The sequence below is a fragment of the Nonomuraea fuscirosea genome, assembly GCF_035917475.1.
Classification (GTDB): domain Bacteria; phylum Actinomycetota; class Actinomycetes; order Streptosporangiales; family Streptosporangiaceae; genus Nonomuraea; species Nonomuraea fuscirosea.
On the sequence record NZ_CP109074.1, the window covers coordinates 8,838,821 to 8,864,020 of the forward strand.

Consider the following 25,200-nt stretch of genomic DNA (forward strand, 5'->3'; position numbering starts at 1 on the left):
ACCTCAGGCCGCGTTCTTCGGGTCGCCGTGGCAGCGCTTGTACTTCTTGCCCGAACCGCACGGGCAGGGCGCGTTGCGCTCCACGTTGCCGTACGCCGCCCGCTCCGCCTGAGTGGTGCGGACCTTGACGTGCTCGACGTCGCCCTGCTCACCGGGCGCCGAGTATTCGAGCTCGGCGGGCCGGTCCGGCCCGCGCAGGCCGCGCGCGATGATCGAGCGGGTCTCCGCCAGCACCGCGTCCTCTTCCTCGACGATCGGGTTCTCCTGCACCTCGACCTCGAGGTTGAACAGGAACCCGACGGAGTCCTCCTTGATGCCCTCGAGCATCGCGGCGAACATCTCGAAGCCCTCACGGGCGTACTCGATCTTCGGGTCCTTCTGCGCGTAGGCCCGCATGCCGATGCCCTCGCGCAGGTAGTCCATCTCGTAGAGGTGCTCGCGCCACTTGCGGTCGAGCACGGAGAGGATCACCCGGCGCTCCAGGTCGCGCATGGTCTCCGCGCCGAACTCCTCCTCGCGCCGGTCGTAGGCGGCCAGAGCGTCGGCCTTGATCTTCTCGGTCAGCAGCTCGGCGGTGAGCTCCTCGCGGCTGCCGGCCTCCTCGATGACGTCGTCGATCCTGATGGAGACCGGGTAGAGCTCGCCGAACGCCTTCCACAGCTTCTCGAGGTCCCACTCCTCGGCGAAGCCCTCGGCCGTGGCGCCGTCGACGTAGCCCTCGATCACCTCACCGACGAAGCCGCGCACCTGCTCGTGCAGGTCGGCGCCTTCGAGCACGCGGTGGCGCTCGGCGTAGATGACCTTGCGCTGGCGGTCCATGACCTCGTCGTACTTCAGAACGTCCTTGCGGATCTCGAAGTTCTGCTGCTCGACCTGGTGCTGGGCGGAGGCGATGGCCTTGGAGACGATGCCGGACTCGATCGGCTGGTCGTCGGGGATCTGCAGCCTGGTCATGATCATCTCGACCCTGGCCGAGTTGAACAGGCGCATCAGGTCGTCGCCGAGTGAGAGGTAGAAGCGCGACTCGCCGGGGTCGCCCTGACGGCCGGAACGTCCGCGCAGCTGGTTGTCGATGCGGCGCGACTCGTGCCGCTCGGTGCCGAGGACGTAGAGGCCGCCGAGCTTGGTGACCTCGTCGTGCTCGGCCTTGACGGCCGCCCTGGCCTTCTCCAGCGCCTCGGGGTAGGCCTTCTCGTACTCCTCCGGCGTCTCGACCGGGTCGAGCCCGCGCTGGCGCAGCTCCAGGTCGGCGCGGAACTCGGAGTTGCCGCCCAGCATGATGTCGGTGCCTCGACCGGCCATGTTGGTGGCCACGGTGACGGCGCCCTTGCGGCCCGCCTCGGCGATGATCGACGCCTCACGCGCGTGGTTCTTCGCGTTGAGCACCTCGTGCTGCACGCCGCGCCGCTTGAGCGCCTTGGACAGCCGCTCGGACTTCTCGACGGAGGTGGTGCCGACGAGCACCGGCTGGCCGGCCTCGTAGCGCTCCTTGATGTCCTCGACGACGGCGTTGAACTTGGCGTCCTCGGTCTTGTAGACCACGTCGGCCTGGTCCTTGCGGACCATCGGCCGGTTGGTCGGGATGGGCACCACGCCGAGCTTGTAGGTCTGGTGGAACTCGTTGGCCTCCGTGGCCGCGGTGCCGGTCATGCCGGCCAGCTTCCCGTAGAGGCGGAAGTAGTTCTGCAGGGTGACCGTGGCGAGAGTCTGGTTCTCGTCCTTGATCTTCACGCTCTCCTTGGCCTCGATGGCCTGGTGCATGCCCTCGTTGTAGCGCCGGCCGTGCAGGATGCGGCCGGTGAACTCGTCGACGATCAGGACCTCGCCGTCGGCGACGATGTAGTCCTTGTCCTTCTTGAACAACTCCTTGGCCTTGAGCGCGTTGTTCAGGAAGCCCACGAGGTGGGTGTGCTCGGGCTTGTAGAGGTTGTCGATGCCGAGCCAGTCCTCGACCTTCTCCACCCCGGACTCGAGGATGCCGACCGTGCGCTTCTTCTCGTCGACGATGTAGTCGCCGGTGCTCTCCTCGCCCGGGTTCTTCGCCTCGACGCCCCTGCGCAGACGGGGGACGATCTTGGCGAACTCGGTGTACCACTTGCCCGACTGCTCGCCGGGGCCGGAGATGATCAGCGGGGTGCGGGCCTCGTCGATCAGGATCGAGTCGACCTCGTCGACGATCGCGTAGTTGTGGCCCCGCTGCACGCACTCGTCGAGCGACCAGGCCATGTTGTCGCGCAGGTAGTCGAAGCCGAACTCGTTGTTGGTGCCGTAGGTGATGTCGGCCTGATACTGCTTGCGCCGCTCCTCCGGCTGCTGGCCGGAGATGATGCAGCCGACCTCCAGGCCGAGGAAGCGGTGGATGCGGCCCATGGTCTCGGCGTCACGCTTGGCCAGGTAGTCGTTGACCGTGATGACGTGGACGCCCTTGCCGGAGATCGCGTTGAGATAGGACGGGAGCGTACACGTGAGGGTCTTGCCCTCACCCGTCTTCATCTCGGAGATGTTGCCCATGTGCAGGTTGGCGCCACCCATGATCTGCACGTCGTAAGGCCGCTGGCCGAGCACGCGGCGGGCCGCCTCGCGCACGGTCGCGAACGCTTCGGGAAGCAGATCGTCGAGAGATTCGCCGTCAGCATGGCGCTGTTTGAATTCGTCCGTCAGCGCACGCAACTCCGCGTCGGACAGGCTCGTGAAGTCGTCCTCGATGGAGTTGACCTGGTCTGCGATCCGCTTGAGCTTGCGCAGGATCTTGCCTTCGCCGGCACGTAGGATCTTGTCGAGAATGGCTGCCACTTTATGTAAAGCTCCTCGCAGGTCTACCCCGGCGGCGCCGCCAGGAGGAGAGGCCGAGACAAACTTCCCCGCTTGCCATCGTAGGCGGTTCTGCAACCAGACACAGCCACCGTGACGGCGAGGGCGCGGAACGGGTCTGGGAGAATGACTCAAGGCAGAGGGTATGCCGGTTGAGAGCCGGCTCGCACCAATAGCGGGATTACCGGCAAAGGAAGGATTAGTCATGGTTGAGGGGAAGAAGTCGGAGCAGACGGAGAATCTCGGCAGCCACGGCGGGCGGGCCTCCTCGTGGCTCGCGGTGACGGTGATGCTGGTGGGAACCGTCGTCGCCGGCTTCGGGCTGACGGCGGCCAACTGGACACTCGTCTGGATCGGCGCCGGGGTGTTCGTCGTCGGCGGAATCCTCGCCCTGGTCTTCGACATCTTCACCGATGTCGTGATCGACGCGCCCCGGGTGGGCATGCGCGCCGAAGACCACCGCTGACCACCAGGACCCCGCTCCGAACACCCGGTTACGGCGGGCGCCCTACCTAGGGGCCGCCCGCCACCACCCACCCCAGGGCCGATGACGCCCCAGGAGCCCTCACGGTCCAGACACCCCTACGCACGGAACGAGCACTCCACACTTCGGACCCAGCCCCACACCCAAGGGGATTTGCCCGCGCATGGGGATCAGCTCCGCACATCGGGCCAGCCTCCCCGCGGTGGGACGCCGCACATCGGGCCGACTTCGCATGAGGCGCATTTCCGGCATATCTGGCCGCCCCCGCGCACATCAGGCCACCGGTGCACATCGGGCCAGCTCCACGCACAGATACCGCCGGCGCGTCGCCTCCGCGCCCGTCTCCGCGCATTGGACGAGTCCCACACACCGCGCCAGCCCCCGGCATGCAGCGAGCCTTCGCACACACCGGCCCCTGAACACGGGACAAGCCCCCGCGCGTCAGACCATCTCCGCGCACTGAGCGAACCCTTGACCATCGGGTTGGCCTCGCGCACTGAACGATCAACGAGCCCCGTGAGTGCTGGACCGACGACCTGGTCGCACATCGCCAATCTCCTCGCGAGTCACGAGCCCCGTCACACATCACGAGTCCTGTCACAGATCGCGGGCCCTGTCATAGATCACGAGTCCTGTCACAGATCACGGGCCCCGTCACACATCGCCAGCCTGGGCGAACCGAGCCGGGCGGGCAGAGCAACCGCACCACTCTGCACTCTGCGGCCCCTCGGCCACACCCACCCGGTCCGATTCTGTCGGTGCCCACCGCTAGATTTCACGCATGCACTTCCGTACGGACGGCCAGCCATGAGCGATGTGACCGGCGTGACCAACGCAACTGGCGAGACCAGTTCGATCGGCGAGACCGGCCTGACCACCGCGAGCGGGCTCACGGATCTGACCGCCGACGAGGCGCGCCGGATCATCCTCCGGTCGCAGGGCTTCATCGGCGCCGACGCCCGCAAGGGCGGGGTGCACGGCATGCTGCGCAGGCTGGGCGCCGTGCAGCTCGACACGATCTCGGTCCTGGCCCGTTCGCACGAGTTGGTCGCCTATGCCCGGCTGGGCGCGGTCGGCCGTCCCAAGATCGAGCGCGCCTACTGGCACGATCCGGCCCAGAGCTTCGAGTACTGGTGCCATGCCGCCTGCATCCTGCCCATCGAGCACTGGCCGCTCTACGCGTTCCGCCGCCGGGCGTTCCGCGACAAGCGCCAGCGCTGGCACCAGGTCCCCGAGGGCGTCGAGAAGCTGCTCGACCAGGTGCGCGAGTCGGGCCCGCTGACGACCTCCGACGTGGGCGGCGCGAAGAACGGCGGCCCGTGGTGGGACTGGTCCGACTCGAAGATCGGCCTGGAGTGGCTGCTCGACATCGGCGAGCTGGTCTGCACCCGCCGCGTCGGCTGGCGCCGCGTCTATGACCTTGCCGAGCGCGTCGTTCCGGCGGAGCTGCTGGCTGAAGACCTGTCCGACGAGGAGTGCGTCGTCCGCCTGGCCGCGATCGCGGGCCGTTCGCTGGGCGTGGCCAACCGCACCGACCTCATCGACTTCCTGCGCCTCAAGGGCCGCTACGCCGCGATCCTCGACGAGGTCCTGCTCAGCGGCGCGGCCGGCCTGGTGCCGGTGACCGTGACCGGCTGGCCGGGCAAGAAGGGCCAGGGCAACGCGTGGGCCGACCCGGCCGCCCTGGAGTCGGAGCCGCGCGGGCGCCACCGTACGACGCTCGTGTCGCCTTTCGACTCGCTCATCTGGCACCGGGGCCGCACGGAGCGGGTGTTCGGCTTCACCTACACGCTGGAGCTCTACGTCCCGAAGCACAAGCGCGTCCACGGCTACTTCACGATGCCGGTGCTGGCCGGCGGCCGCCTGATCGGCCGCGTCGACCCGGCCCGCGAAGGCTCAACCCTGGTGGCCAGACAGCTCAGCCTCGAACCCGGCCTCTCCCCCGCCAAGTGGACCGACGCCTTACGAGAAGCGTTGTGGTCGGCCGCCGACTGGGTGGGCTGCGACGCCGTCCGCGTCGAACGCACCGACCCCCCACAACTCCTGCCCGCCCTCAACTCACCCGCCACCCTCTGACCCCAGCCCCGCCTTCCCCCTGCACGCTCCGGGTTCGCGGACGTCCGAAGGGGGCAGACGTTCAATGGCGGCCTGAGACGCGAACACCCGAACGCACTGGACCGCAGTTCTACGCTCCGACGCTGACGGGGCAACACGGCGCAAGGCGAAGGCCGGGGTACAGACCGCAAGGCAGACCGGGTCACACGGCCCAGGACGGCGATGCAGGGCACCACCGCGCAGGGCGAGCGGCACGAGAGCGGGGGCTGTTCGAGCCCTTCCGGCCGGCGACGGAGCCCCTTGACTCCGTTTCGGGCGGTGTCGGGGCCGGGTCACGTCTCGGCTCGCCGACGTCGGAGCCGGAATGCGTCCGCTTCGGTCAGCGTCGAAGCCCACTCGTGTCCGCTGCAACCGACGTCGAAGCCCGTTCGTGTCCGCTTTCAGGCGGCGTCGGAGGCTGTGGGGGTTCGCGCCCGCCTGGAGCGGGACGTGTTCGGGTTCGCATCGGGGGCTGGCTGTGGGGGTGGGCTGTGGGGCGCTTTGCAGGTCGGCCGGGTCAGGTGATTTCGAGCATGCGTTCTCGGACCGCGTACACCACGGCCTCCATCCTCGAATGCAGTTGCAGTTTGTCGAGGATGTTGCGGACGTGGTTCTTCACCGTGTTCTCCGAGATGAACAGCTGCTTGGCGATCTCGCGGTTGTTCATGCCCTTGGCCACCAGCCGCAGCACCTCCATCTCCCGGTCGGTCAGGCGGGGGACGGGGAGCTGGGGTGGGCGCTCGGCTTCCTTGCGGCTCATGTTGGCGAACTCGCTGATGAGCTTGGCCGCCATCGCCGGGTTGATTAACGACTGTCCTTCGTGCACGCCCCGCACCGCGGCCGGTACGTCGTTGATCTGGACGTCCTTGAGCAGATAGCCGGTGGCGCCCGCCTTGATGGCCTCGAAGAGGTCTTCTTCCTCGTCGCTGACCGTCAGCATGATGATGCGGGTGCTGGGGATCGAGGCCTTGATGCCCTTCGTCGCCTCGATCCCGTCCTGCCGGGGCATGCGGACGTCCATGAGGGCGACGTCAGGCATGAGGCGATCGGCCAGTTCGACCGCCTCCTGCCCGTCGCTCGCCTCACCGACCACCTCGATGTCTGGCTCCGCGGCCAGCGCCAGCGCCAGGCTGCGCCTGATCAGCTCGTGATCGTCGACGATCAGCACGCGGATCGGCTCGCTCGCCGGCGTACGGACCTCGCCGGACTCGGTCACAAGGCCTCCCTGCTCCGCCTCGCGACCTCGGTCAGCCTGGCGACGATCCGCCTCGCGCCTGCCTTTCCCTCGCTTCGCTCGCTCATCTGCGCCTGACTGAGCTCGCTCACGTCTCCTCCTCGTCGGGGGGCCAGAGCCGTTGAACCGCCATGATGGCACGTACCCGCGGTTCTCGGGTGGTCGAGAAGATCTTTTAGCGCGCGATCAGGGCTCTACGAGCCGCAACACGCCGTAGTTGTACCCGCGTCTGTTGTAGACGACGCACGGCTGGCCGCTCTCCTTGTCACGGAACAGATAGAAGTCGTGTCCGACCAGTTCCATCTCGAGGAGGGCCTGGTCGATGGTCATGGGCTCGGCCCGGTGGTACTTCTCCCGTACGACGAGCGGCCCGTCGCCGTCCATCTCGATGGGGACGATGTCGTCGTAGAGCTTGTCGCGCTTCTCCCGCAGCTCGTCGTCCTCGGCGTCGGCCTGCTTGGGGACGGCCGTCCGCTTGGCCTGGGCCAGGTCGCCGGTGTCGGGGATGGTCGCGGTGATCTCCGCCACCGAGGGCGGGCAGTGGTTGCCGTGGTGAACCTTGCGCCGGTCGGCCAGTCGCCTGAGGCGGCCTTCCAGCTTGTCGAGTGCCAGATCGAGGGCTGCGAACCGGTCGTCGGCCGAGGCTTCGGCGCGGATGGCCGGTCCTTTCGAGTGAATGGTGAGCTCGACGCGCTCTCGCTGTCCGGCGAGGCGCGGGTTGCGTTCCTTCGACACCTCCACATCGACTCGGATGAGTTTGTTGTCCAGACGTTCGATCCTGGCCAGCTTGGTCGTCACGTGGTCTCGGAACCGGTCACTCACTCCTGTGTGCCGGCCCTTGACGATGATGTCCATGCAACAGCCCCCCTTCGGTCTAACGACTGAGCGAGAGCGCCCGACGACGTGCGTGCCGGACGAGGTCTTCTGTCTGCCTTCCTGTCACCGTTACCCTCTTCCGACTAGGCTTCACCGGGAACTCGGAGGGCACCCGTCCGGCCGACCTGGTCTTCGACCCCACATTCGCCTGCTGAGGGTCTCGCAGCTCTGTTGCCACTACTGCCCTTCTCTTCTGGCGGGGGACATCTGGACCCCCGGGAAGGCAGGACTTACCCCTAAGCCGCACCGTGATCGGTCGACAAAGAGTCGCCTTACGTGGACCGTTTTGCCTGCGGCTGGCATCGGCTAGCAGAGCCGGGAACCCCGACCCTGCGCAACCACGGACCCGAACGGGTGCCATGTCAGAACGCTATCCGTATCCAGCACGAATGTCAGCCGGGGGGATCGGAGGATAGATCACGTTGGGTGAGATCCGGCGGGCCGGAGAGCGCCTTCCTGCGCCCTGTTCAACCGATCGGCACCCCTTATCGGCACGGGCCTCCCATCCGCTGAGCTGCCATACCACGGCACGTGGGGTAGCGACATGTCACCCTCCGGCTAGAGACATGAATTGGATCTTTCTTTACCGACCGTCACCGTAACTCTTTTGAGATATTCGGCGTGTCGCGCCGACGGTCACCGCCAGCGGCACGTGCAGGCCGGACGACCGCAGCGCCCGCGCCGCCTCGGCCAGGGTGGCGCCGGTCGTGACGATGTCGTCCACGAGCAGCGCAAAGGCTCCTGGAGGGCCGTTCGCGGCCGCAGTGACCTGGAGTGACCCGGCGAGGTTGGCGACCCTCTCAGGGCCGCTCAGGCCCGCCTGGTCGGCCACCCGCCCGGTGTGCCGCAGCCCTCGCCACACCTCGGCCGCCAGCCCGGCCTGCCGTAGCCGCCCGGCGACGAGCCCGGCCAGCCGGCCCACGTGGTCGTGCCCCCTGCCCCTGCGGCTCCGCCACGCGCTGGGCACCGGCACCACGGCGAGCCCCCGGTCCGGCAGCCGATGCCCGCCCTCGCGCGAGGCCGCCACGACCGTCTGGGTCAGCGCCTCCGCGAGAACGCCCGCCAGCACCACAAGCCCCCGCTCCTTGTACGCCACGAGCAGCCGGCGCACCGCCCCCTCGTAACGGGCCGCCGACCAGCAGTCGGGCAGACCGGGCGGCACCGGGTCGGGCGGGCGTGCGGCGGGCGCGGCGGTCAGTGCGCCGAAGCAGCGCGGGCAGCACGACGCCCCTTGGCCGCCGCAGCCGGCGCAGGAGGAGGGCAGGACCAGGTCCAGTACGGCGCTGAGCACGCGGCCCAGCATGCCCGCCGCCACCGACAGTTCCGGCCCATGCGTCTCGTCCAGCGCGGTTGCCCCGCGGCCACCCGGTTCCGGCCCCATGAGCTTGGTCCGCGGCCATCGCGGAAACGGGGGCAGGGCCGACGCAGGGCCACCGCGGAGACGGGGACAGGGCCGACGCAGGACCACCGCGAAGCCCAGGGCCGACGGAGGAGCGGGGGTCAGCCGAGAGGGAACAGGGGAGCGCCCCCGTCGGAGTCGATCTTGGGGGTCCAGGTCTGCCGGTCCTGGTTGAGTTCGAGCAGCTTGGCCCCCTTGTCGGTCTCCGCCAGCACCCGGTCCCCCAGCGCCGCCACCGACTGGAGCCGCTCGGTCAGCGGCACCCCGGTGCTCTCCCCGTCCCCCACGTTGATCTCGGTGAGGATGTGCCCGGCCTGGCTCTGCACGAGCACGAGCAGGTGCTCCTCGTCCCCCCACTTCACGTCGATGATCTTGTCGGCCTCGTTCGTCGTGGTCAGCGCCCGCAGGTTGCCCAGCTTCATCTGCGGCCCCTCCCCGGTCAGCGCGCTGATCTGGACGGTGTTGCGCCCGGTCATCACCATGACCCGGACGCCGTCCCTGGCGATCCGCAGCCGGGTGACGTCGAGCCCGGCCAGGTTGGGCGCCTCGACCGGCTCGGCCCCGCGCCCGCTGGAGGGGTCGTAGCGCAGCAGCACGGAGTTCTTGCGGTCGTAGGTCCACAGGGAGCCGTCGCGGTGCCAGGTGGGCGCGGTGAAGTCGGCGCCCTTGCCGTTGATGACCTCCTGCCAGCGCCCCTGCGGCACCATGGCGGCCACCGAGATGCCGGTGGAGGTCTTGGCGGCGACCAGGGAGTTGCCGTTCTCCTCCTTGGAGACGGCGAAGTCGCTGTAGCCGTCGCGCTGCTCCCCCGCCGCGCCGGCCACGACGCCGCCTGGGCCGTCCTTGCTGAGGTAGTGGATCGCGCCCTTGGTGACGTAGTAGGCGGTCTTGCCGCTGTCGTCCAGCCAGGTCTCGTCGGTGTTGGCCAGGGCGGTGGTGTACGGCTCGCCGTTCGCCTGGATCTCGATCGTGCGGCCCTTGGCGACGTCGTTCATGTTCAGGCTGTACTTGATCTGGGCCCTGAGCGCGTCTCTGGCGCTGAGGTCGAGCGGACCCGACAGGTTGACCACGACGCGCTCGCCGCCCTCGCCCGACCTGATCGACTCGATCGTGGTGCCCTCGGGCAGGCTGGAGGTCACCGCGTCCTTCAGGGTCGCGGTCGGCGGCTTGAGCAGCCGTTCGAGCACGGTCTGCGCGAAGCTCTCCGTCGTCTTCAGCCGCAGCCGGACCCGGTCGACGACCAGCCGGTCCTGGAGGCTGCGGTTGAGGTAGTAGAGGTTGGTCGGCCGGTACGCGCGCCGCACGTCGGCCCTGGTGAGCACCAGCCCCGGGGGCAGGCTCTTGACCAGGAAACCGCCCTGGGGCGCCTTGACCAGGTCGAACGGCTGCCCCCACGACCCGCCGGTGGGCGTGTAGGTGTCGTCCTCGTCGATGCGGGCGACGTACTTGCCCTTGAGCCAGACCTTGAGCACCGGGTCCGTGGCCTCGCGCGGCGGCGGCGGGACGACGTCGATCGCGTCCTCGACCACCGTCACGGGCCCGGCGGCGCTCCACTTGGCGCGCGCCTCGGGGGTGAGGTAGCTGAGCAGGATCGACGGGTCGTCCGCGTAGGCGGCCATGGCGGCCTGGAGGCCTCTCATGGTCTCGTCGACGCCCCAGTTGGGCTGCGGCTTGATGGCGATCATGCGGTGGAACGGCTTGCTGAGCGGATCGCCCGCGCCCTGGTCGTTCACGGTGTACGGGCCGCTCACCGGGATCACGGTGCAGCCGGAGCCCGCCCAGACCACCGCGACCGCTAGCGCGACCGCCGCGCCGAGCCGCCTAATCCTCGTCATATCCGGCCCTGTCGTACGCGGTGCCGTCGAAGCCGGCAGCGTCTCCGGACGCGGGCAGCAGCACGGGCGTCATGGCGGTGCGCCAGGTGCGGCGCATCTCGATCTCGGGCGGCACCAGCGACAGCGGCGAGCCCTTCAGGTCGGACCCGGCGACCCTGGGCAGGGTCAGCCGGAACTGGGAGCCCTCGCCGGGCTGCCCCCACGCCTGCAGCCAGCCGCCGTGCAGCGTGGCGTCCTCGCGGGAGATCGCCAGCCCGAGCCCGGTGCCGCCGATGGTCCTGGCCCGCGACGGATCGGCCCGCCAGAACCGGTCGAACACCATCGTGTCCTCACCGGCCTTCAGCCCGATCCCGTGGTCGCGTACGGCCACGGCCACCGCATCCCTGTCGGCCCCCACGGTGACCACGACGTCCCTGCCCTCGCCGTGCTCGATGGCGTTGAACAGCAGGTTGCGCAGGATCCGCTCGACCCGCCGGCTGTCGATCTCGGCCATGCACGGCTCGTTGGGCAGCCGCAGCTCGAAGCGGGTGGTGTGGCGTTCGGCCAGCGCCTCGGAGTCGCCGATCGCCCGCAGCACCACGTCGCGGACGTCCACGGAGTCGAGGTCGAGCGTAGCCGCGCCCGCGTCGTAGCGGCTGATCTCCAGCAGGTCGGTCAGCATGGACTCGAACCGCTCCAGCTGCGCCTGCATGAGCTCGGCGGAGCGGGCGGCCATGGGGTCGAAGTCCTCGCGGGCGTCGTACAGCAGGTCGGCGGCCATCCGCACGGTCGTGAGCGGCGTGCGCAGCTCATGGGAGACGTCGGAGACGAACTGCCGCTGGACCTGCGAGAGCTCCTCAAGCTGGTGGATCTTGAGCGCCAGGTTGGCGGCCATCTCGTTGAACGAGTTCGCCAGCCGGGCCAGGTCGTCCTCGCCGCGCACTTTGAGGCGTTCGTCCAGCTTGCCGGCGGCCAGCCGCTCGGCGGCCTCGCGCGCCAGGCGCACGGGGCTGACGACCTGGCGGGCGACGAGGTAGGCGATGGCGGCCAGCAGCAGCACGAGCCCCAGGCCGACCACGACGATGGCGAGCCTGACGTTGGTCAGCAACTCCTCTTCCTCGTTGAACGGGAAGAAGTGGTAGACCTCGTAGTTCTCGCCGGTCGGCAGCACGTGGACGATGCCGCCGACGACGAAGCGCAGCTGCGGCTGGCTCTCGCCGGCGAGCCTGATCGACTGGATGAAGCCGACGGTCTTGTCGTACTTGTACTCGCGGATGTTGCGCTGCAGGCTCAGCCGGAGCCCCACCGGCACGTTGGCGGGCTCGACGCTGTTGGACGCGCGCGACTTGCCGGGATTGGTCAGATTGAGGACCAGCACCTCGTAGCGCTTCTCCGAGGCGTCGTCGCGGGAGCCGGTGATGGTGTCCATGACGTCGTCGAGCGGGTCGGCCGCCCCCTTGTCGCCGCCGTCGGCGGCCTTGGCCGGATCGTCGGTCTCGGGAGCGAGCGCGTCGGCGATCCGCAGCCGGTCGGCGGTCGCCTCGCCGGAGGAGGACTGCTGGCTGCTCTGCACGACCGAGTTGTTGATCTGCTGGAACAGGAACGTCCCGAGCACCACGACCACGATCACCGAGATCACCAGCGTGCTGGTGACCACCTGGAGGTGCAGCGAGCGCCGCCAGATGCTGCGCGTCCTGCCCGCCGCACGGCGGATCCGCCGGCGAACGCCTCCGAGAATCTGGCGGAGCGTCCGTCGGCGGGATCTCTTCTTCCTGGTCGGGGGCATGGCAGGGCGCTGCGAGGGTTAGGCGGGGCCGGCTTTGTAGCCGACGCCGCGTACCGTCACCACGATCTCGGGGTGCTCGGGGTCCTTCTCGATCTTGGCCCTGAGCCGCTGCACGTGCACGTTGACCAGCCGCGTGTCGGCCGCGTGCCGGTAGCCCCACACCTGTTCGAGCAGGACCTCGCGGGTGAACACCTGGCGCGGCTTGCGGGCCAGCGCCACCAGCAGGTCGAACTCCAGGGGCGTGAGGTTGATGGTCTCCTCACCGCGCTTGACCGAGTGACCGGCCACGTCGATGGTGATGTCGCCGATCTGCAGGATCTCCGGGGTCGGCTCGTCGGTACGGCGCAGCCGCGCCCGCACCCTGGCCACCAGTTCCTTCGGCTTGAACGGCTTGACGATGTAGTCGTCGGCGCCCGATTCAAGACCGAGCACGATGTCGATCGTGTCGCTCTTGGCCGTGAGCATGACGATCGGAACCCCCGACTCCGCCCTGATCCTGCGCGCGACGTCGATGCCGTCGGCCCCCGGCAGCATCAAATCGAGCAACACCAGATCCGGGCGTGTATCCCGGAACGCGTCGAGGGCCTTGTCGCCGTCGGACACAAATGACGGCTCGAAGCCTTCCCCTCGCAGCACGATCCCCAGCATCTCGGCGAGAGCGGCGTCGTCGTCGACGACCAGCACGCGACCTTTCATGGCCCCTCATTCGTTCTACGCATTGTGGGACATACCCGCACGATCGCTGAAGGTTACCCTTGGTCGGCCCATGAGTGTGACCTGAGCCCTGCAAAAGGCGAATTTTAGGTCCGCCCCCGCGACCGCAATCTCAGTCTGCGGTAACACAGCGACTTTCGGCCATCCCCGGACGCGAACCTTGCCCGGATTCCTCCATGAATGCCGTCAAGATGACATCGCGAATCCTCTCCGCGACACCAATGCCCCGCCCAGCGTGCCAGGATTGGGATATGTCAGACGGTCACGGTCCCACGCCCGAGACGCCATCAGGCTGGTCGGCCGAACAGCCCCCGCCCTACAGCGCCCCGCCGGCCTCGCCGTGGACCGCGCCTGGCGCGCAGCCACAGCAGCAGGTGCCCTACGGACAGCCGTACAGGGACGCCCCGCCGCAGCAGCAGCCCGAGCCGCTCGGACCCCAGCCACCCTATCCGCCCCATCCGCACCATTCGCAACATCAGCAACACGCGCCGCACCAGCCGCCCGCCCAGGGCTGGGGGCCGCATCCGGCCCCCGGCTACGGCCCCCACGCGCCGGCGCTGCGGCCGGGGATCATCCCGCTGCGCCCGCTCGGCCTCGGCGACATCCTCGACGGCACGATCAAGCTGATCCGGTCCAACCCCAAGGCCGTGCTCGGGCTGTCGGCCGTGGCCGCCCTGCTCGCCGCCGTGCCGCTGGCCATCGGCCAGGTGTTCGTGCTCAACTCCATGAGCGGCATCCTGTCCGACCCCGGCAGCGTCTCCAGCGCCGAGAGCGAGCTCACCACCATCTACGGCGTCGCCGGTCAGTACGTGGGCTCGATCATCTCCTACGCCATCCAGTTCGTCGTGGTGACGCTGCTGACCGGCGTGCTGACCCGCATACTCGGCCGGGCCGTGTTCGGCGGCAACATCAGCGCCGGCGAATCGTGGCGGCTGGTCAAGGGCCGGGTGCCCGCGCTGTTCGGCGTGGTGGGCCTGATGGCCGTCATCATGCTGGTGCCGCTGATCGTCTTCGTCGGGCTCATCGTGGCGCTCGCGGCCGGCGCCTCCAGCTCCGACGCCGGCTGGATCGCCCTGGTCTCGATCCTGTTCGTCATCGTCTACCTCGCCTACTACCTGTACTTCAGGACCCGTTTCGCCCTCGCCTCCCCCGCCGTGGTGCTGGAGGGCAGGGGTCCGCTCGACGCCATGCGCCGCTCGTGGCACCTGGTCAGCGGCGACTTCTGGCGCTGCTTCGGCATCCTGCTGCTCACGTCCCTGCTCGTGGGCCTCGTGGCGAGCATCCTGACGGTGCCGTTCACGCTGGCCGGCACCATGTTCGGCATGTTCGGCGCCGGCTCGGCGACCACCACCGTCGTCTCCGCCGTGCTGATCACGATCGGCGCCACGCTCGGGTCGATGTTCACCTACCCGTTCGAGGCCGGCGTCGCCGGCCTGCTGTACGCCGACCGGCGCATGCGCAGCGAGGCGTTCGACCTCGTGCTGCAGACGGCCGCCGTCGAGCAGCAGCGCCAGGGATGGGTGCACGCCTCGGCCGACGAGCTCTGGCACCCGTCCAACTCCGCCGGGTCGTGAACCCGGTCGACAGGGGCGAGGCCGCGGGCAGGGCCGCGCGCGAACTCCTCGACCCCGCCTACGAGAAGGAAGCGCTGATCGACCTGATCCACCGGCGGGTGTCGCAGTTCCTCGGCGACCTCGTCGACGCGGTCGGCGGCGGCGGCTCGACGGGCGGGATCATCGCCGCGGCGCTGATCGTGCTGATCCTGATCGGGGTGATGACGCTGATCACCTGGCGGCTGCGCAGGACGAGCCGGCGCCGCCCGCCGGGCGTGAGCGGGCTGTTCGGCGGCCGGACGATGAACGCGGCCGACCACCGGCGCGAGGCCGAGCGGCTGGCCGCCGAGAGCGCGTGGACGGAGGCGGTCCAGGAGCGGCTGCGGGCCATCGCCCGCGACCTGGAGGAGCGGGCGATCGTGGACGGCATGCCGGGGCGGACGGCCCACGAACTCGCCACCGAGGCGTCGTGGTCACTGCCCGGCTTCGCCGGGGAACTGGCGACGGCCGCCCGGTCGTTCGACGACGTGACGTATGGCGGGATCATGGGGACGCGGGAGGCGTACGAGCGGATGGCGAGCCTCGACGACCGCCTGCGCCAGGCCCGCCCGGCCCCGCTCGCGACCGCCGGCGCCGCACTCGGAGGCCCCGGCGGCGGAGACCCCGCCGGCGCAGGCTCCGCGAGCAGTCCCGGCACAGACCCCATGGGCGGTCCCGCGGGCGGTCCCGGCACAGGCCCCATGGGCGGTCCCGCGGCCGGTGGGACGGGGAGCGCGGCGGGATGAGCATCTTCGCGCGTCCGGCCGACACCGGAGCCCCGCCGCAGGCCGGCCCCGCGACCTCTCCCGCCCCGCAGGGCGCGAACGGCCGGGGCTCCTACTCGACCTCCCCCACCGCCCGCTCCGCCTGGCGCTCCAGCCGCCTGATCGTGCTGCTGGGCGTGCTGGTCGTGCTCATCGCAGTGATGGGCGTCCTGCTCGCCCCCGGCCGTGGCGAGTCCCGTCCGCTCGACCCCGACGACACCTCACTCGCCGGGTCCAAGGCCCTGGCCGAGATCCTGCGCGGGCGGGGCGTCACCGTCGAGCGGGTCGACTCGGCGCAGGCGGCGGCGGAGAAGGCCGCCGCCGGCGACAAGCTGCTGGTCATCACCGACCTCACGTACTACGACGAGGAGGAACTGGCCAGGCTCCCGGGTGACCAACTCGTCGTCGGCCCCCTGCCGTACATGGAGCGCGTGGCCCCGGGGGTGCGGATCGAGCCGGGCGACAACCGCTCGCGTTCCCGCGAGCCCGAATGCGGCCTGCCCGCGGCCGCGGCGGCCGGTAGCGTGCACATCGGCGGCCTCGCGATGCGCGGTCCCGCCGGCACGGTCGGCTGCTTCCCGGTCGAGGACGGGCATCTGCTCGTCCGCTTCCAAGCCGACGGCGGCGTCACCACCGTGGTCGGCGACGGGAGCTTCATGACCAACCAGCGCCTGGCCGAGGACGGCAACGCGGCGCTGGCGATCAACCTGCTCCAGACCGGGAAGAGCGTCGTGTGGCTGGCCCGCCCGGCCGACCCGCCCGCCGTGGACCTGCCGGGCGAGGGCGGCAAGTCGATCTACGACCTGATGCCGGAGAGCATCCGCTGGGCCATCTACATGGCGATCATCGCCGTGGCCGTCGCCGCGTTCTGGCGGGGCCGGCGGCTCGGGCCCGTGGTGACGGAGAAGCTGCCCGTCGTCGTCAGGGCGGCCGAGACCGTCGAGGGCCGCGGCCGGCTCTACCGGGCCAGGCGGGCCAGGGGCCGGGCGGCCGCGTCGCTGCGGGCGGGCACGATAGACCGGCTCGCGCCCAGGCTCGGGCTCGGGTCGGGCGCCGGGCAGCACGAGGTCGTCGCGGCCATCGCCGCCCGTACGGGACAGGACGCCCACCAGGTCGGCACCGCGCTCTACGGCCCGCCTCCGACCGACGACGCGGGGCTCGTCGCGCTGGCCGGATATCTGGACTTCATCGAAAGGCAGTTGAGTGAACTCTGAGGATGCATACCGGGTGACGGCCTCGGGCGACTCGGCCAGGGAGGCGCTGGGCGCGCTGCGTGCCGAGGTGTCCAAGGCCGTGGTCGGCCAGGACGCGGTGGTGACGGGGCTGGTCATCGGGCTGCTGTGCGGAGGGCACGTGCTGCTCGAAGGCGTGCCCGGCGTGGCCAAGACGCTGATGGTGCGGACGCTGTCGGCGGCGCTGTCCCTGGACTTCAAGCGGGTGCAGTTCACGCCCGACCTGATGCCGGGTGACGTGACGGGATCGCTGATCTACGACACGCGTACGGCGGAGTTCGAGTTCCGCGAGGGGCCGGTGTTCACGAACCTGCTGCTCGCCGACGAGATCAACCGCACCCCGCCGAAGACGCAGGCGGCACTCCTGGAGGCGATGGAGGAGCGCCAGGTCAGCGTGGAGGGCGCGGCCAGGCGTCTGCCCGACCCGTTCATGGTGTGCGCGACGCAGAACCCGGTCGAGTACGAGGGCACCTACCAGCTGCCCGAGGCCCAGCTGGACCGCTTCCTGGTCAAGCTGACGGTGCCGCTGCCGCCGCGCGAGCAGGAGATCTCGGTGCTGGAGCGGCACGCGCTCGGCTTCGACCCGCGTGACCTGTCGGAGGTCAAGGCCGTGGCCACGGCCGCCGACCTGGCGGCGGGGCGGGAGGCGGTGGCGCAGGTGCGGGTGGCCCCCGAGGTGCTCGGCTACGTCGTGGACGTGGCCCGCGCGACCAGGAGCTCCCCTTCGCTGCAGCTCGGCGTCTCGCCGCGTGGCGCCACGGCGCTGCTGGCCGCGGCGCGGGCGTGGGCGTGGCTGTCCGGGCGTCCTTACGTGACCCCCGACGACGTGAAGGCGCTGGCCAGGCCGGCGCTGCGGCACCGGGTGCAGCTGCGGCCCGAGGCGGAGCTGGAGGGGGCGACCGCCGACGGCCTGCTCGACGGCATCCTCGCCTCGGTCCCGGTCCCGCGCTGATGCCCGCGAACAAGCCGATGCCCGTGAGCGAGCCGATGCCCGCGAACAAGCTGATGCCCGTGAACGAGCCGATGCCCGTGAACGAGCCGATGCTCGCGAACGAGCTGACAGAGCGGGCAAGCCGACAGGGCGGGTGGAACCGATGGCGCTGACCGGACGTACCGGGCTGATCGCGCTGGCCGGGATCGTCGTGGTGCTGTTCGCGCCGCGCCCCGGTGCCGCGCTGGCCGGGGTGTGCCTGCTGCTGGCCTCGGGGATCGTGGTCGATCTGGCGTTCGCCGGGGCCGTGCGCCCGCTGCGGCTGCACCGTTCCGGCGAGACCCTGGTCCGGCTGGGCGGGCAGGCGACGGTGGAGCTGGTGGTCGAGAACCCGGGCAAGCGGCGCGTACGCGGCCTGCTCAGGGACGCGTGGCCGCCGTCGGCGGGCGCCGCTCCCCGGGAGGCCGAGCTGGACGTGCTGGGCGGCGAGCGCCGCAGGATCGTCGTGACGCTCACCCCGACCCGGCGGGGCGACCGCTCCTCCGTGGCGGTGACCGTGCGCTCCGTCGGGCCGCTGGGCCTGGCCGCGCGCCAGGGAAGCCACCAGGCCCCGTGGACGGTACGGGTGCTGCCGCCGTTCCTGTCGCGCAAGCACCTGCCGTCGAGGCTGGCCAGGCTGCGCGAGCTCGACGGGCAACATCCGGCGCTGGTACGCGGGCAGGGCACCGAGTTCGACTCGCTGCGCGAATACGTCGTGGGCGACGACGTGCGTTCCATCGACTGGCGGGCCACCGCGCGCCGCCACGACGTCGTCGTCCGCACCTGGCGGCCGGAACGCGACCGCCGCGTGCTGATCGTGCTGGACACCGGCCGCACCTCGGCGGGCCGGGTGGGCGACGCACCCGTCCCCATGGCCGGGACGGAGGCGAACACCGGCCTGCTCGCACCCCCTGCTTCCCGGCCCGCGCCCGGCTGGCCGCGCCTGGACTGGTCGATGGACGCGGCGCTGCTGCTGGCCGCGCTGGCCGCCAGGGCCGGCGACCAGGTCGACTTCCTCGCCTACGACCGCGCCGTGCGCGCCTGGGTGAGCGGCGCGTCCCGCACCGAGCTGCTGTCGATGCTGGTCAACGCGATGGCGCCGATCGAGGCGGAGCTGATCGAGGCGGACGCCCAGGGCATGGTGGCCTCGATCCTGTCGCGGGCCAAGCGGCGCTGCCTGGTCGTGCTGCTCACCGACCTCAACTCGGCGGCCATGGACGAGGGGCTCATGCCGGTGCTGGCGCAGCTGTCCTCGCGGCACCTGGTGCTGGTGGCCGGCGTGTCCGATCCGCGGGTGGCGGCCATGGCGGGCCGCAGGGGGTCGGTCGAGGAGGTGTACGACGCGGCGGCGGCCGAGCAGGCGCAGCTCGGGCGCAGGCGGATCACGGCCAGGCTGCGGCGGCACGGCGTGGAGGTCGTGGACGCGCCCCCGGAGGAGATCGCGCCGGCGCTGGCGGACGCGTACCTGGCGCTGAAGGCGGCCGGCCGCCTCTGAGCCGGCGTCCGCTGAGCCGGCGTCCGCTGAGCCGGCGTCCGCTGAGCCGGCGTCCGCGTCCTGTGTGCCGGCGCCGAGCCTTGGCGGCCGCTGTCCGTTTCTGGGGTTTCAGGCTGAGGGGGCGACGTCGGGGGCGCGTTCGATGTCGCCGGTCTCGTGCTGCCGCATCGCCCGCCGCCCGAAGACGATCACGTACGTGAGGAAGACCACCTCGGCGAGCACTCCGATGCCCACGCGCGCCCACGTGGGCAGCCCCGACGGGGTCACGAACGCCTCGATCAGCCCCGACACGAACAGCACCACGACGAGGCCCAGCGCCACGCTCATCACCGCCCGGCCGTTCTCCGCCAGCGCCTCGACGCGTCTGCGCGGGCCGGGGTCGATGACCGTCCAGCCGAGGCGCAGGCCCACGGCCGCGGCCAGGAACACGGCGGTCAGCTCCAGGAGCCCGTGCGGCAGGATCAGGCCGAAGAAGATGTCCAGCTTGTCCCTGGAGGCCATCAGCCCGCCGGAGACGGCCACGTTCGCCGCGTTGGAGTACAGCGCGAACGGGATCGGCAGCCCGAGCACCACCGCGTACATGATCATCTGCGCCGAGACCCAGGCGTTGTTGATCCAGACGCGGTTGGCGAACGAGGCGGCCGGATGCTCGGAGTAGTAGTCGGCGAAGTCCTCGTTGACCAGCCGGGTGATCTCGTCGGGGCTGGCGATCGTCGCCTGGACGTCGGGGTTGGCCGCCACCCACGCGCCCATCGCCCACGCGACCGCGAGGAAGGCCAGCGCGCTGCCCAGCCACCACCACCGCGCCCGGTAGGCCACCACGGGGAACGACACCGTGAAGAAGCGCGTCAGCTCCCGCCAGGCCGGAGTGTGCGCCCCGGTGACCGCGGACCTGGCCCTGGCCACCAGCGCGGACAGCCGCCCGACCACCATCGGGTCCTCGGCGGCGGAGCGGACGATGGACAGATGCGTGGACACCCGCTGGTAGAGCTCGACCAGCTCGTCCACCTCGTCGCCGGTCAGCGACGACCGGTTCTTGACCAGGTGGTCGAGCCGATCCCACACGGGGCGGTGTGCTGTGACGAACGCATCGATGTCCACCCGAACATTCTGGCCGCTCAATCACCAGGGCAGAGCCGTTAGGCTCCACATATGTCAGAGGTTGTGACCGGCGACGCGGTCGTCGTCGAGGTGCGGGTCGCCCAGATGCCCTCCCGCGCGCTGGCGATCATCATCGATCTGGCCACGCAGTTCGTCATCCTGGTCGCGATCAACGCGCTCTTAGGCGCGTTCGCGGGGGTCACCGACTTCGCCATGTACGCCGCCGTCATGATCCTGCTGACGGTGCTGGTCCTGATCGGCTATCCGGTGATCTTCGAGAGCCTGTCCAGGGGGCGCAGCCTCGGCAAGCTGGCGCTCGGGCTGCGGGTGGTCGGCGACGACGGCAGCCCCGTGCGCTTCCGCCAGGCGTTGTTCCGCGGGCTGGCGGGGGTGCTGGAATTCTGGGTGCTGGCCGGGGCGCCCGCGCTGATCGCGTCGCTGGTCTCGCAGCGGGGCAAGCGGCTCGGCGACGTGTTCGCGGGCACCATCGTGATCTCCGACCGGGCGCCACGCGAATCGGGCCAGGTCATCGCGATGCCGCCGCCACTGGCCGGCTGGGCCACCACGCTGGAGCTCTCCCAGTTGCCGGACGAGGCCGCGCAGGCCGCCAGGCAGTACCTGGCGCGATGGCATCAGCTCTCGCCGCGGGTCCAGCACGACATGGGGGTGCGGATCGCGACCCAGGTGGCGGCGTTCGTCTCGCCCGCCGCGCCGGCCGGGGTGCCGCCGCACGCGTACCTGAGCGCCGTGCTCGCCGAGCGCCGGCGCAGGGAGCAGGTGCGCTTCGCGCAGCGGATGGGGACCGTCCCGCCGCCCCAGAGCCTTGCCGGGCCTCCTCCGGGGCCGTACGGGCCTGCCGCGCCATCCGGGCCGGGGGCGTACCCGCCGCCCGGTCCGTACGCACCTCCGATGCCTTCGCCGCAGGGGCCGCCCGCCGGGTATCCCCCGCCGCCGCAGGCGTCGCCCGCACCCGCACCGGAGCCGCCGCAGGCGACTCCGGGCGGGTTCGCACCGCCTCAGTGAGCGCGGTCAGAGGGCGGACGAGCCGTCACCTCACCAGCCGCCGTGGCCACCACCGTGACCGCCGCCGGGGAACGACTCCTGCGTCTGGACGTTCAACCTGTCGGTACGAACGTGCCTGGCGCTGTCGGTGAGCCGGTCGTCGATCTTGATGACGTCGAGCCCCTCGTTGAAGTCGGCGCCGTAGATGTAACCGTTGTAGTAGTAGGCGGACCAGATGCCACCGCCGCTGCCGTCCGAGCGCGGACCGCGCTCGAAGTAGCCGATCTCCCTGGGCCGCGAGGCGTCGGTGAAGTCCCAGATCGACAGCCCGCCCATGTACCAGGCCTGCACCATGATGTCGCGGCCCTTGACCGGGATCAGCGAGCCGTTGTGCGCGACGCAGTTCTCGCTGTCGGCCTGGTACCGCGGGATCTTGAAGTAGCTCTTGAACACCAGCTTGCCGCGGACGATCTCGTAGATCGCGTCCGCGCCGCGGTTCGGCCCCGTCGCCTCGTTGCAGGTGGCCGCTCCGCCGCCGCCGAGCTCGTCGGTGAAGACGACCTTCCTGGCGTCGTTCGTGAACGTGGCCGAGTGCCAGAACGCGAAGTTCGGGTCCGTGGTCCTGGCCGTGACCCTCGGGTTCAGCCGGTCGCGGATGTCGAACAGCACGCCGTCACCCATGCACGCGCCCGCCGCGATGTCCTTCTCGGCGTAGACGGTGATGTCGTGGCAGCCGGTGGTCGGCACCAGCAGGCCCGGCTGGGTCTCGTTGCCGCCGTCGGGGAAGACGACCGGGGTGGAGGCCACCGCGGCCGCGGTCGGGTTCCTGAGCGGCACCTTGATGATCGAGATCTTGTCGTGCGGCGGCTGGCAGTCGGGGAAGTCCGCCTGCGGCAGGTACGACGAGACGTAGACGTAGACGTTCTTGTTCTGGTCGCGGCCCTTGCCCGGCACCAAGGTCAGGGTGTGGGAGCCGCAGTTGGTCTCGACGGACTTGATGTAGCGCGGGTTGGCCTTGTCGGAGACGTCGAAGATGCGGACGCCCTCCCACGACTCCTTGACCGTGGCGCTCTGCCCGGTGCTGCTGCACGAGTCGTTGTTGCGCGAGGAGTCGACGGCGGCGAACAGCAGGTCGCCGTAGACGCTGACGTCCATCTGGGAGCCGGGGCAGACGACCGAGCTGACGGCCCTGGCCCGCTTGGGGTTCCTGATGTCGTAGATCGAGAAGCCGCCGTAGTTGCCGACGTAGGCGTAGTCGCCCTGGAAGGCGATGTCGGTGTTGATGGTGGCGGCGATCGGGGCGGGCTTGGGGATGTTCAGCACGTGGGTCACGTTCGGGCTGGTGACCACGGCGTCGGGGGGCGGGATGTCGGCGGCCAGCGCGGGCATGCCCGCCAGCGCTAAGGCTGTGGCCGCCGCCGCCACGACGATGGAGCGGCGCAATGAGATCACTCGGGAGCCTCCTTGATCACATTCCTCGGGAACTCGGGAACCGGGGATGTCCGGGGGAACGCCTGAGCGGCGGGGGCTCCTCGCGGGCGCCCCCGCCGCCGGGGTCCGTCAGTGGTGGCCGTGGCCCCGTTCGGGGTACGACTCCTGCGTCTGCGCGTTGAGCGAGCGCATCTTGACGCCGTTGGCCTTGTTCGTCCGCCAGTCGTCGATCTTCAGCACATCGAGGCCCAGGTTGAAGTCGGAGCCGTAGATGTAGCCGTTGTAGTAGTACGCGGACCAGAAGCCGCCGCTGAGCGCCGGCGCGGTGTTGTCGGGGCCGCGCTCGAAGTAGGCGATCTCCCGCGGGTGGGCGGAGTCGGTGAAGTCGACCACCGAGATGCCGCCCTGATACCAGGCCTGCACCATGATGTCGCGGCCCTTGACCGGGATCAGCGAGCCGTTGTGCGCCACGCAGTTCTCGGTGTCGTCCTGGTGCCGCGGGATCTTGAAGTAGCCCCTGAACACGAACTGCCCGCGGACGAGGTCGTAGTAGGCGTTCGCGCCCTTGACGGGCCCGATGGCCTCGTTGCAGGTGGCCCTGGTGCCGCCGCCGAGCTCGTCGGTGAAGATGACCTTCGTGCCTTCGTTGTTGAACGTGGCCGAGTGCCAGAAGGCGAAGTTCGTCTCGTCGCGCACGGTGGCGGTGACCCTGGGCCGCGCCGGGTCGCGGATGTCGAGCAGGACGCCCTCACCCATGCAGGCGCCCGCGGCGATGCCCTTCTCCGGGTAGGCCGTGATGTCGTGGCAGCCCGTGGTGGCCGACTTGCCGTCGGGGTACTGGCCCGGCACGCCGGGGAAGCCGCCGTCGGGGAAGAGGTTCGGCGTGGCGATGACCGAGGCCGCGGCTGGGTCGCGCAGCGGGACCTTCACGATGGTGATCAGGTCGTGCGGCGGCTGGCAGTCCGGGTACGTGTCGCTCGGGCTGTAGGAGGAGATGTAGAGGTAGACGTTCTCCCGCCTGCGGTCCGGCACCAGCGTGTGCGTGTGCGAGCCGCAGTTCGTCTCGACCGCCTTGACATACCGCGGATTGGCCTTGTCGGAGACGTCGAAAATGCGGATGCCCTCCCACGATTCCTTGATCGTGGCGCTCTGCCCGGTGCTGCTGCACGAGTCGTTGTTGCGCGAGGAGTCGACGGACCCGAACAGCAGATCGCCGTACACCGACACGTCCATCTGGCCGCCGGGGCAGACCACGGAGCTGACCAGGGAGGTGCGCTTGGGGTTCTTGATGTCGTAGATCGAGAAGCCGTAGTAGTTGCCGACATAGGCGTAGTCGCCCTGGAAGGCCATGTCCGTGTGGATGTCGGCCAAGGCCTCTGGCTTCGGCACATTGGTGACGTGCTTGATGTTCGGGCTCATGACGATCTCGCCGGGAGCCGGGATGTCCGCAGCCTGCGCCGGCGCGATGACGCCGGACATCGCGGCGAGCGCCGCGAGCAGGATGAGAGCCCTGCGGGGGGTGAACACGCGGGAACCTCCGATAAAGGGGGCATAAATCTAGGTAATCCTCACCTTTCTTTGCTTCCGTGACCACCGTCCAACGTGTCAATTTTTGTCACGCTTCGCCCTCTTTTCTTCCGCGGCCTTATCACCTAGAGTGCGCATTCTGAACCGAGTCAGTCAGGAGGTTGAGTGCGCGCTGCGCTCATCGTGATCACGAGCCTGGTCGTCGTCCTCACCGGCTGCACCTCCAGTACGGCGCCCCAGGCTCCACGGGCCGACTCGACCGCCCCCGTGATCGCGCCGGGGCGTCCGGGCGAGCAGGCCAGGACGCTGTCACCGGGCGAGGCCGCCACCGCCGTACCCTCCGAGACGCCCAACGCGGCGGACGTGAAGTACGTCCAGGACATGATCGTGCACCACCGGCAGGCCATGGACATGGCCCTGCTCGCCCCCAACCGCGCCGAGTCCGCGAAGCTCAAGAGCCTGGCCGACCGGATCAAGGCCGCGCAGGGCCCGGAGATCCAGTTCATGACTTCGTGGCTGCGGGAGCAGGAGCAGAAGGTACCCGACCATCACGCGGCGCACGAAGGCATGCCAGGGATGGCCACGCCGGAGCAGATGGAGGCGCTGAAGGCGGCCACGGGCAAGGACTTCGACCAGCTGTTCCTGCAGCTCATGATCAATCACCACCTCGGGGCGATCAAGATGTCCGAGCAGGTGCTGGGCGGCGGGATCCACATCCGGATCGAGGAGCTGGCGAGCGACGTCAGCGTGACCCAGGCGGCGGAGATCCGGCGCATGCAGGAGCTGCAGCGGGCGCCGTGAAGCCCGTGAGCCTACAACGTTTTCGCAGGTCATAGCGGTTGGTCGTGCGTCACCCGCCCGCTATGGCAATACA

Annotated in this window: 19 protein-coding genes; 9 read left to right on the forward strand and 10 right to left on the reverse strand. The window is 70.0% G+C overall.

Annotation, left to right across the window (positions count from 1 at the left end; genetic code table 11):
• Nucleotides 1–3: 3 nt before the first annotated feature.
• Nucleotides 4–2,793: a preprotein translocase subunit SecA gene (secA, locus tag OIE67_RS40170; protein ID WP_326630341.1), complete on the reverse strand. Its 2,790-nt coding sequence runs from the start codon at nucleotides 2,791–2,793 to the stop codon at nucleotides 4–6.
• Nucleotides 2,794–3,016: 223 nt separating this feature from the next.
• On the opposite strand from secA, the gene OIE67_RS40175 reads away from it, so the two are divergent.
• The gene (locus OIE67_RS40175) at nucleotides 3,017–3,277 is read left to right on the forward strand and encodes an HGxxPAAW family protein (RefSeq protein WP_106236683.1); all 261 of its coding nucleotides are present in this window, start codon (nucleotides 3,017–3,019) and stop codon (nucleotides 3,275–3,277) included.
• An 843-nt stretch (nucleotides 3,278–4,120) separates the two neighbouring features.
• Nucleotides 4,121–5,371 (forward strand): winged helix-turn-helix domain-containing protein, encoded by a 1,251-nt coding sequence (locus OIE67_RS40180; RefSeq protein ID WP_326630344.1) that lies wholly within the window; start codon nucleotides 4,121–4,123, stop codon nucleotides 5,369–5,371.
• A 535-nt stretch (nucleotides 5,372–5,906) separates the two neighbouring features.
• Here OIE67_RS40180 and OIE67_RS40185 read toward each other — a convergent pair.
• From OIE67_RS40185 to mtrA, 6 genes are all read right to left on the reverse strand, one after another.
• Nucleotides 5,907–6,605, reverse strand: coding sequence for a response regulator transcription factor (locus OIE67_RS40185; RefSeq protein ID WP_326630345.1), 699 nt, complete (start codon nucleotides 6,603–6,605; stop codon nucleotides 5,907–5,909).
• A 204-nt stretch (nucleotides 6,606–6,809) separates the two neighbouring features.
• Entirely contained in the window at nucleotides 6,810–7,478 is a 669-nt protein-coding gene (hpf, locus tag OIE67_RS40190) for a ribosome hibernation-promoting factor, HPF/YfiA family (RefSeq protein ID WP_326630348.1), read from the reverse strand.
• A gap of 604 nt (nucleotides 7,479–8,082) precedes the next feature.
• Nucleotides 8,083–8,880, reverse strand: a complete 798-nt coding sequence (locus OIE67_RS40195) for a ComF family protein (RefSeq protein ID WP_326630350.1) — start codon at nucleotides 8,878–8,880, stop codon at nucleotides 8,083–8,085.
• Between the two features lie 119 nt (nucleotides 8,881–8,999).
• Nucleotides 9,000–10,733, reverse strand: coding sequence for an LpqB family beta-propeller domain-containing protein (locus OIE67_RS40200; protein ID WP_326630352.1), 1,734 nt, complete (start codon nucleotides 10,731–10,733; stop codon nucleotides 9,000–9,002).
• Complete coding sequence (gene mtrB, locus OIE67_RS40205; RefSeq protein WP_326630354.1) at nucleotides 10,720–12,498, reverse strand: MtrAB system histidine kinase MtrB; 1,779 nt, start codon at nucleotides 12,496–12,498, stop codon at nucleotides 10,720–10,722. The genes OIE67_RS40200 and mtrB overlap by 14 nt, the downstream gene beginning before the upstream one ends.
• Before the next feature lie 18 nt (nucleotides 12,499–12,516).
• Nucleotides 12,517–13,194, reverse strand: coding sequence for an MtrAB system response regulator MtrA (gene mtrA / locus OIE67_RS40210; protein WP_106236674.1), 678 nt, complete (start codon nucleotides 13,192–13,194; stop codon nucleotides 12,517–12,519).
• A gap of 269 nt (nucleotides 13,195–13,463) precedes the next feature.
• Here mtrA and OIE67_RS40215 point away from each other — a divergent pair, with 269 nt between their 5' ends.
• From OIE67_RS40215 to OIE67_RS40235, 5 genes are all read left to right on the forward strand, one after another.
• Nucleotides 13,464–14,786 carry a glycerophosphoryl diester phosphodiesterase membrane domain-containing protein gene (locus tag OIE67_RS40215; RefSeq protein ID WP_326630357.1) on the forward strand — a complete coding sequence of 441 codons (1,323 nt, stop codon included), beginning with the start codon at nucleotides 13,464–13,466 and terminating at the stop codon, nucleotides 14,784–14,786.
• Nucleotides 14,783–15,550: a DUF4129 domain-containing protein gene (locus tag OIE67_RS40220; RefSeq protein ID WP_326630359.1), complete on the forward strand. Its 768-nt coding sequence runs from the start codon at nucleotides 14,783–14,785 to the stop codon at nucleotides 15,548–15,550. Before OIE67_RS40215 ends, OIE67_RS40220 begins: the two co-directional genes overlap by 4 nt.
• Complete coding sequence (locus OIE67_RS40225) at nucleotides 15,547–16,782, forward strand: DUF4350 domain-containing protein (protein ID WP_326630361.1); 1,236 nt, start codon at nucleotides 15,547–15,549, stop codon at nucleotides 16,780–16,782. Before OIE67_RS40220 ends, OIE67_RS40225 begins: the two co-directional genes overlap by 4 nt.
• Complete coding sequence (locus tag OIE67_RS40230; protein ID WP_106236671.1) at nucleotides 16,772–17,752, forward strand: AAA family ATPase; 981 nt, start codon at nucleotides 16,772–16,774, stop codon at nucleotides 17,750–17,752. The genes OIE67_RS40225 and OIE67_RS40230 overlap by 11 nt, the downstream gene beginning before the upstream one ends.
• 142 nt (nucleotides 17,753–17,894) lie before the next feature.
• The gene (locus OIE67_RS40235) at nucleotides 17,895–19,265 is read left to right on the forward strand and encodes a DUF58 domain-containing protein (protein WP_326630364.1); all 1,371 of its coding nucleotides are present in this window, start codon (nucleotides 17,895–17,897) and stop codon (nucleotides 19,263–19,265) included.
• A gap of 108 nt (nucleotides 19,266–19,373) precedes the next feature.
• Here the strand turns inward: OIE67_RS40235 and OIE67_RS40240 are convergent, their stop codons facing one another.
• Complete coding sequence (locus tag OIE67_RS40240) at nucleotides 19,374–20,366, reverse strand: stage II sporulation protein M (RefSeq protein WP_106236668.1); 993 nt, start codon at nucleotides 20,364–20,366, stop codon at nucleotides 19,374–19,376.
• Nucleotides 20,367–20,417: 51 nt separating this feature from the next.
• Here OIE67_RS40240 and OIE67_RS40245 point away from each other — a divergent pair, with 51 nt between their 5' ends.
• The gene (locus tag OIE67_RS40245; RefSeq protein WP_326630367.1) at nucleotides 20,418–21,389 is read left to right on the forward strand and encodes an RDD family protein; all 972 of its coding nucleotides are present in this window, start codon (nucleotides 20,418–20,420) and stop codon (nucleotides 21,387–21,389) included.
• Between the two features lie 30 nt (nucleotides 21,390–21,419).
• Here the strand turns inward: OIE67_RS40245 and OIE67_RS40250 are convergent, their stop codons facing one another.
• Together OIE67_RS40250 and OIE67_RS40255 are read right to left on the reverse strand one after the other, a co-directional pair.
• Nucleotides 21,420–22,820, reverse strand: coding sequence for an LVIVD repeat-containing protein (locus OIE67_RS40250; RefSeq protein WP_326630369.1), 1,401 nt, complete (start codon nucleotides 22,818–22,820; stop codon nucleotides 21,420–21,422).
• A gap of 108 nt (nucleotides 22,821–22,928) precedes the next feature.
• Nucleotides 22,929–24,326 carry an LVIVD repeat-containing protein gene (locus OIE67_RS40255; protein ID WP_326630371.1) on the reverse strand — a complete coding sequence of 466 codons (1,398 nt, stop codon included), beginning with the start codon at nucleotides 24,324–24,326 and terminating at the stop codon, nucleotides 22,929–22,931.
• Nucleotides 24,327–24,491: 165 nt separating this feature from the next.
• Here OIE67_RS40255 and OIE67_RS40260 point away from each other — a divergent pair, with 165 nt between their 5' ends.
• The gene (locus tag OIE67_RS40260) at nucleotides 24,492–25,127 is read left to right on the forward strand and encodes a DUF305 domain-containing protein (protein WP_326630373.1); all 636 of its coding nucleotides are present in this window, start codon (nucleotides 24,492–24,494) and stop codon (nucleotides 25,125–25,127) included.
• The last annotated feature ends 73 nt before the right edge of the window (nucleotides 25,128–25,200 follow it).

Coding starts and splice junctions, on each gene's coding strand:
- OIE67_RS40200 (WP_326630352.1), bottom strand. CDS start 10,733: ATGACGAGGATTAGGCGGCTCGGCGCGGCGGTCGCGCTAGCGGTCGCG.
- OIE67_RS40245 (WP_326630367.1), top strand. CDS start 20,418: ATGTCAGAGGTTGTGACCGGCGACGCGGTCGTCGTCGAGGTGCGGGTC.
- OIE67_RS40215 (WP_326630357.1), top strand. CDS start 13,464: ATGTCAGACGGTCACGGTCCCACGCCCGAGACGCCATCAGGCTGGTCG.
- OIE67_RS40175 (WP_106236683.1), top strand. CDS start 3,017: ATGGTTGAGGGGAAGAAGTCGGAGCAGACGGAGAATCTCGGCAGCCAC.
- OIE67_RS40225 (WP_326630361.1), top strand. CDS start 15,547: ATGAGCATCTTCGCGCGTCCGGCCGACACCGGAGCCCCGCCGCAGGCC.
- mtrB (WP_326630354.1), bottom strand. CDS start 12,498: ATGCCCCCGACCAGGAAGAAGAGATCCCGCCGACGGACGCTCCGCCAG.
- OIE67_RS40235 (WP_326630364.1), top strand. CDS start 17,895: ATGGCGCTGACCGGACGTACCGGGCTGATCGCGCTGGCCGGGATCGTC.
- hpf (WP_326630348.1), bottom strand. CDS start 7,478: ATGGACATCATCGTCAAGGGCCGGCACACAGGAGTGAGTGACCGGTTC.
- mtrA (WP_106236674.1), bottom strand. CDS start 13,194: ATGAAAGGTCGCGTGCTGGTCGTCGACGACGACGCCGCTCTCGCCGAG.
- OIE67_RS40195 (WP_326630350.1), bottom strand. CDS start 8,880: ATGGGGCCGGAACCGGGTGGCCGCGGGGCAACCGCGCTGGACGAGACG.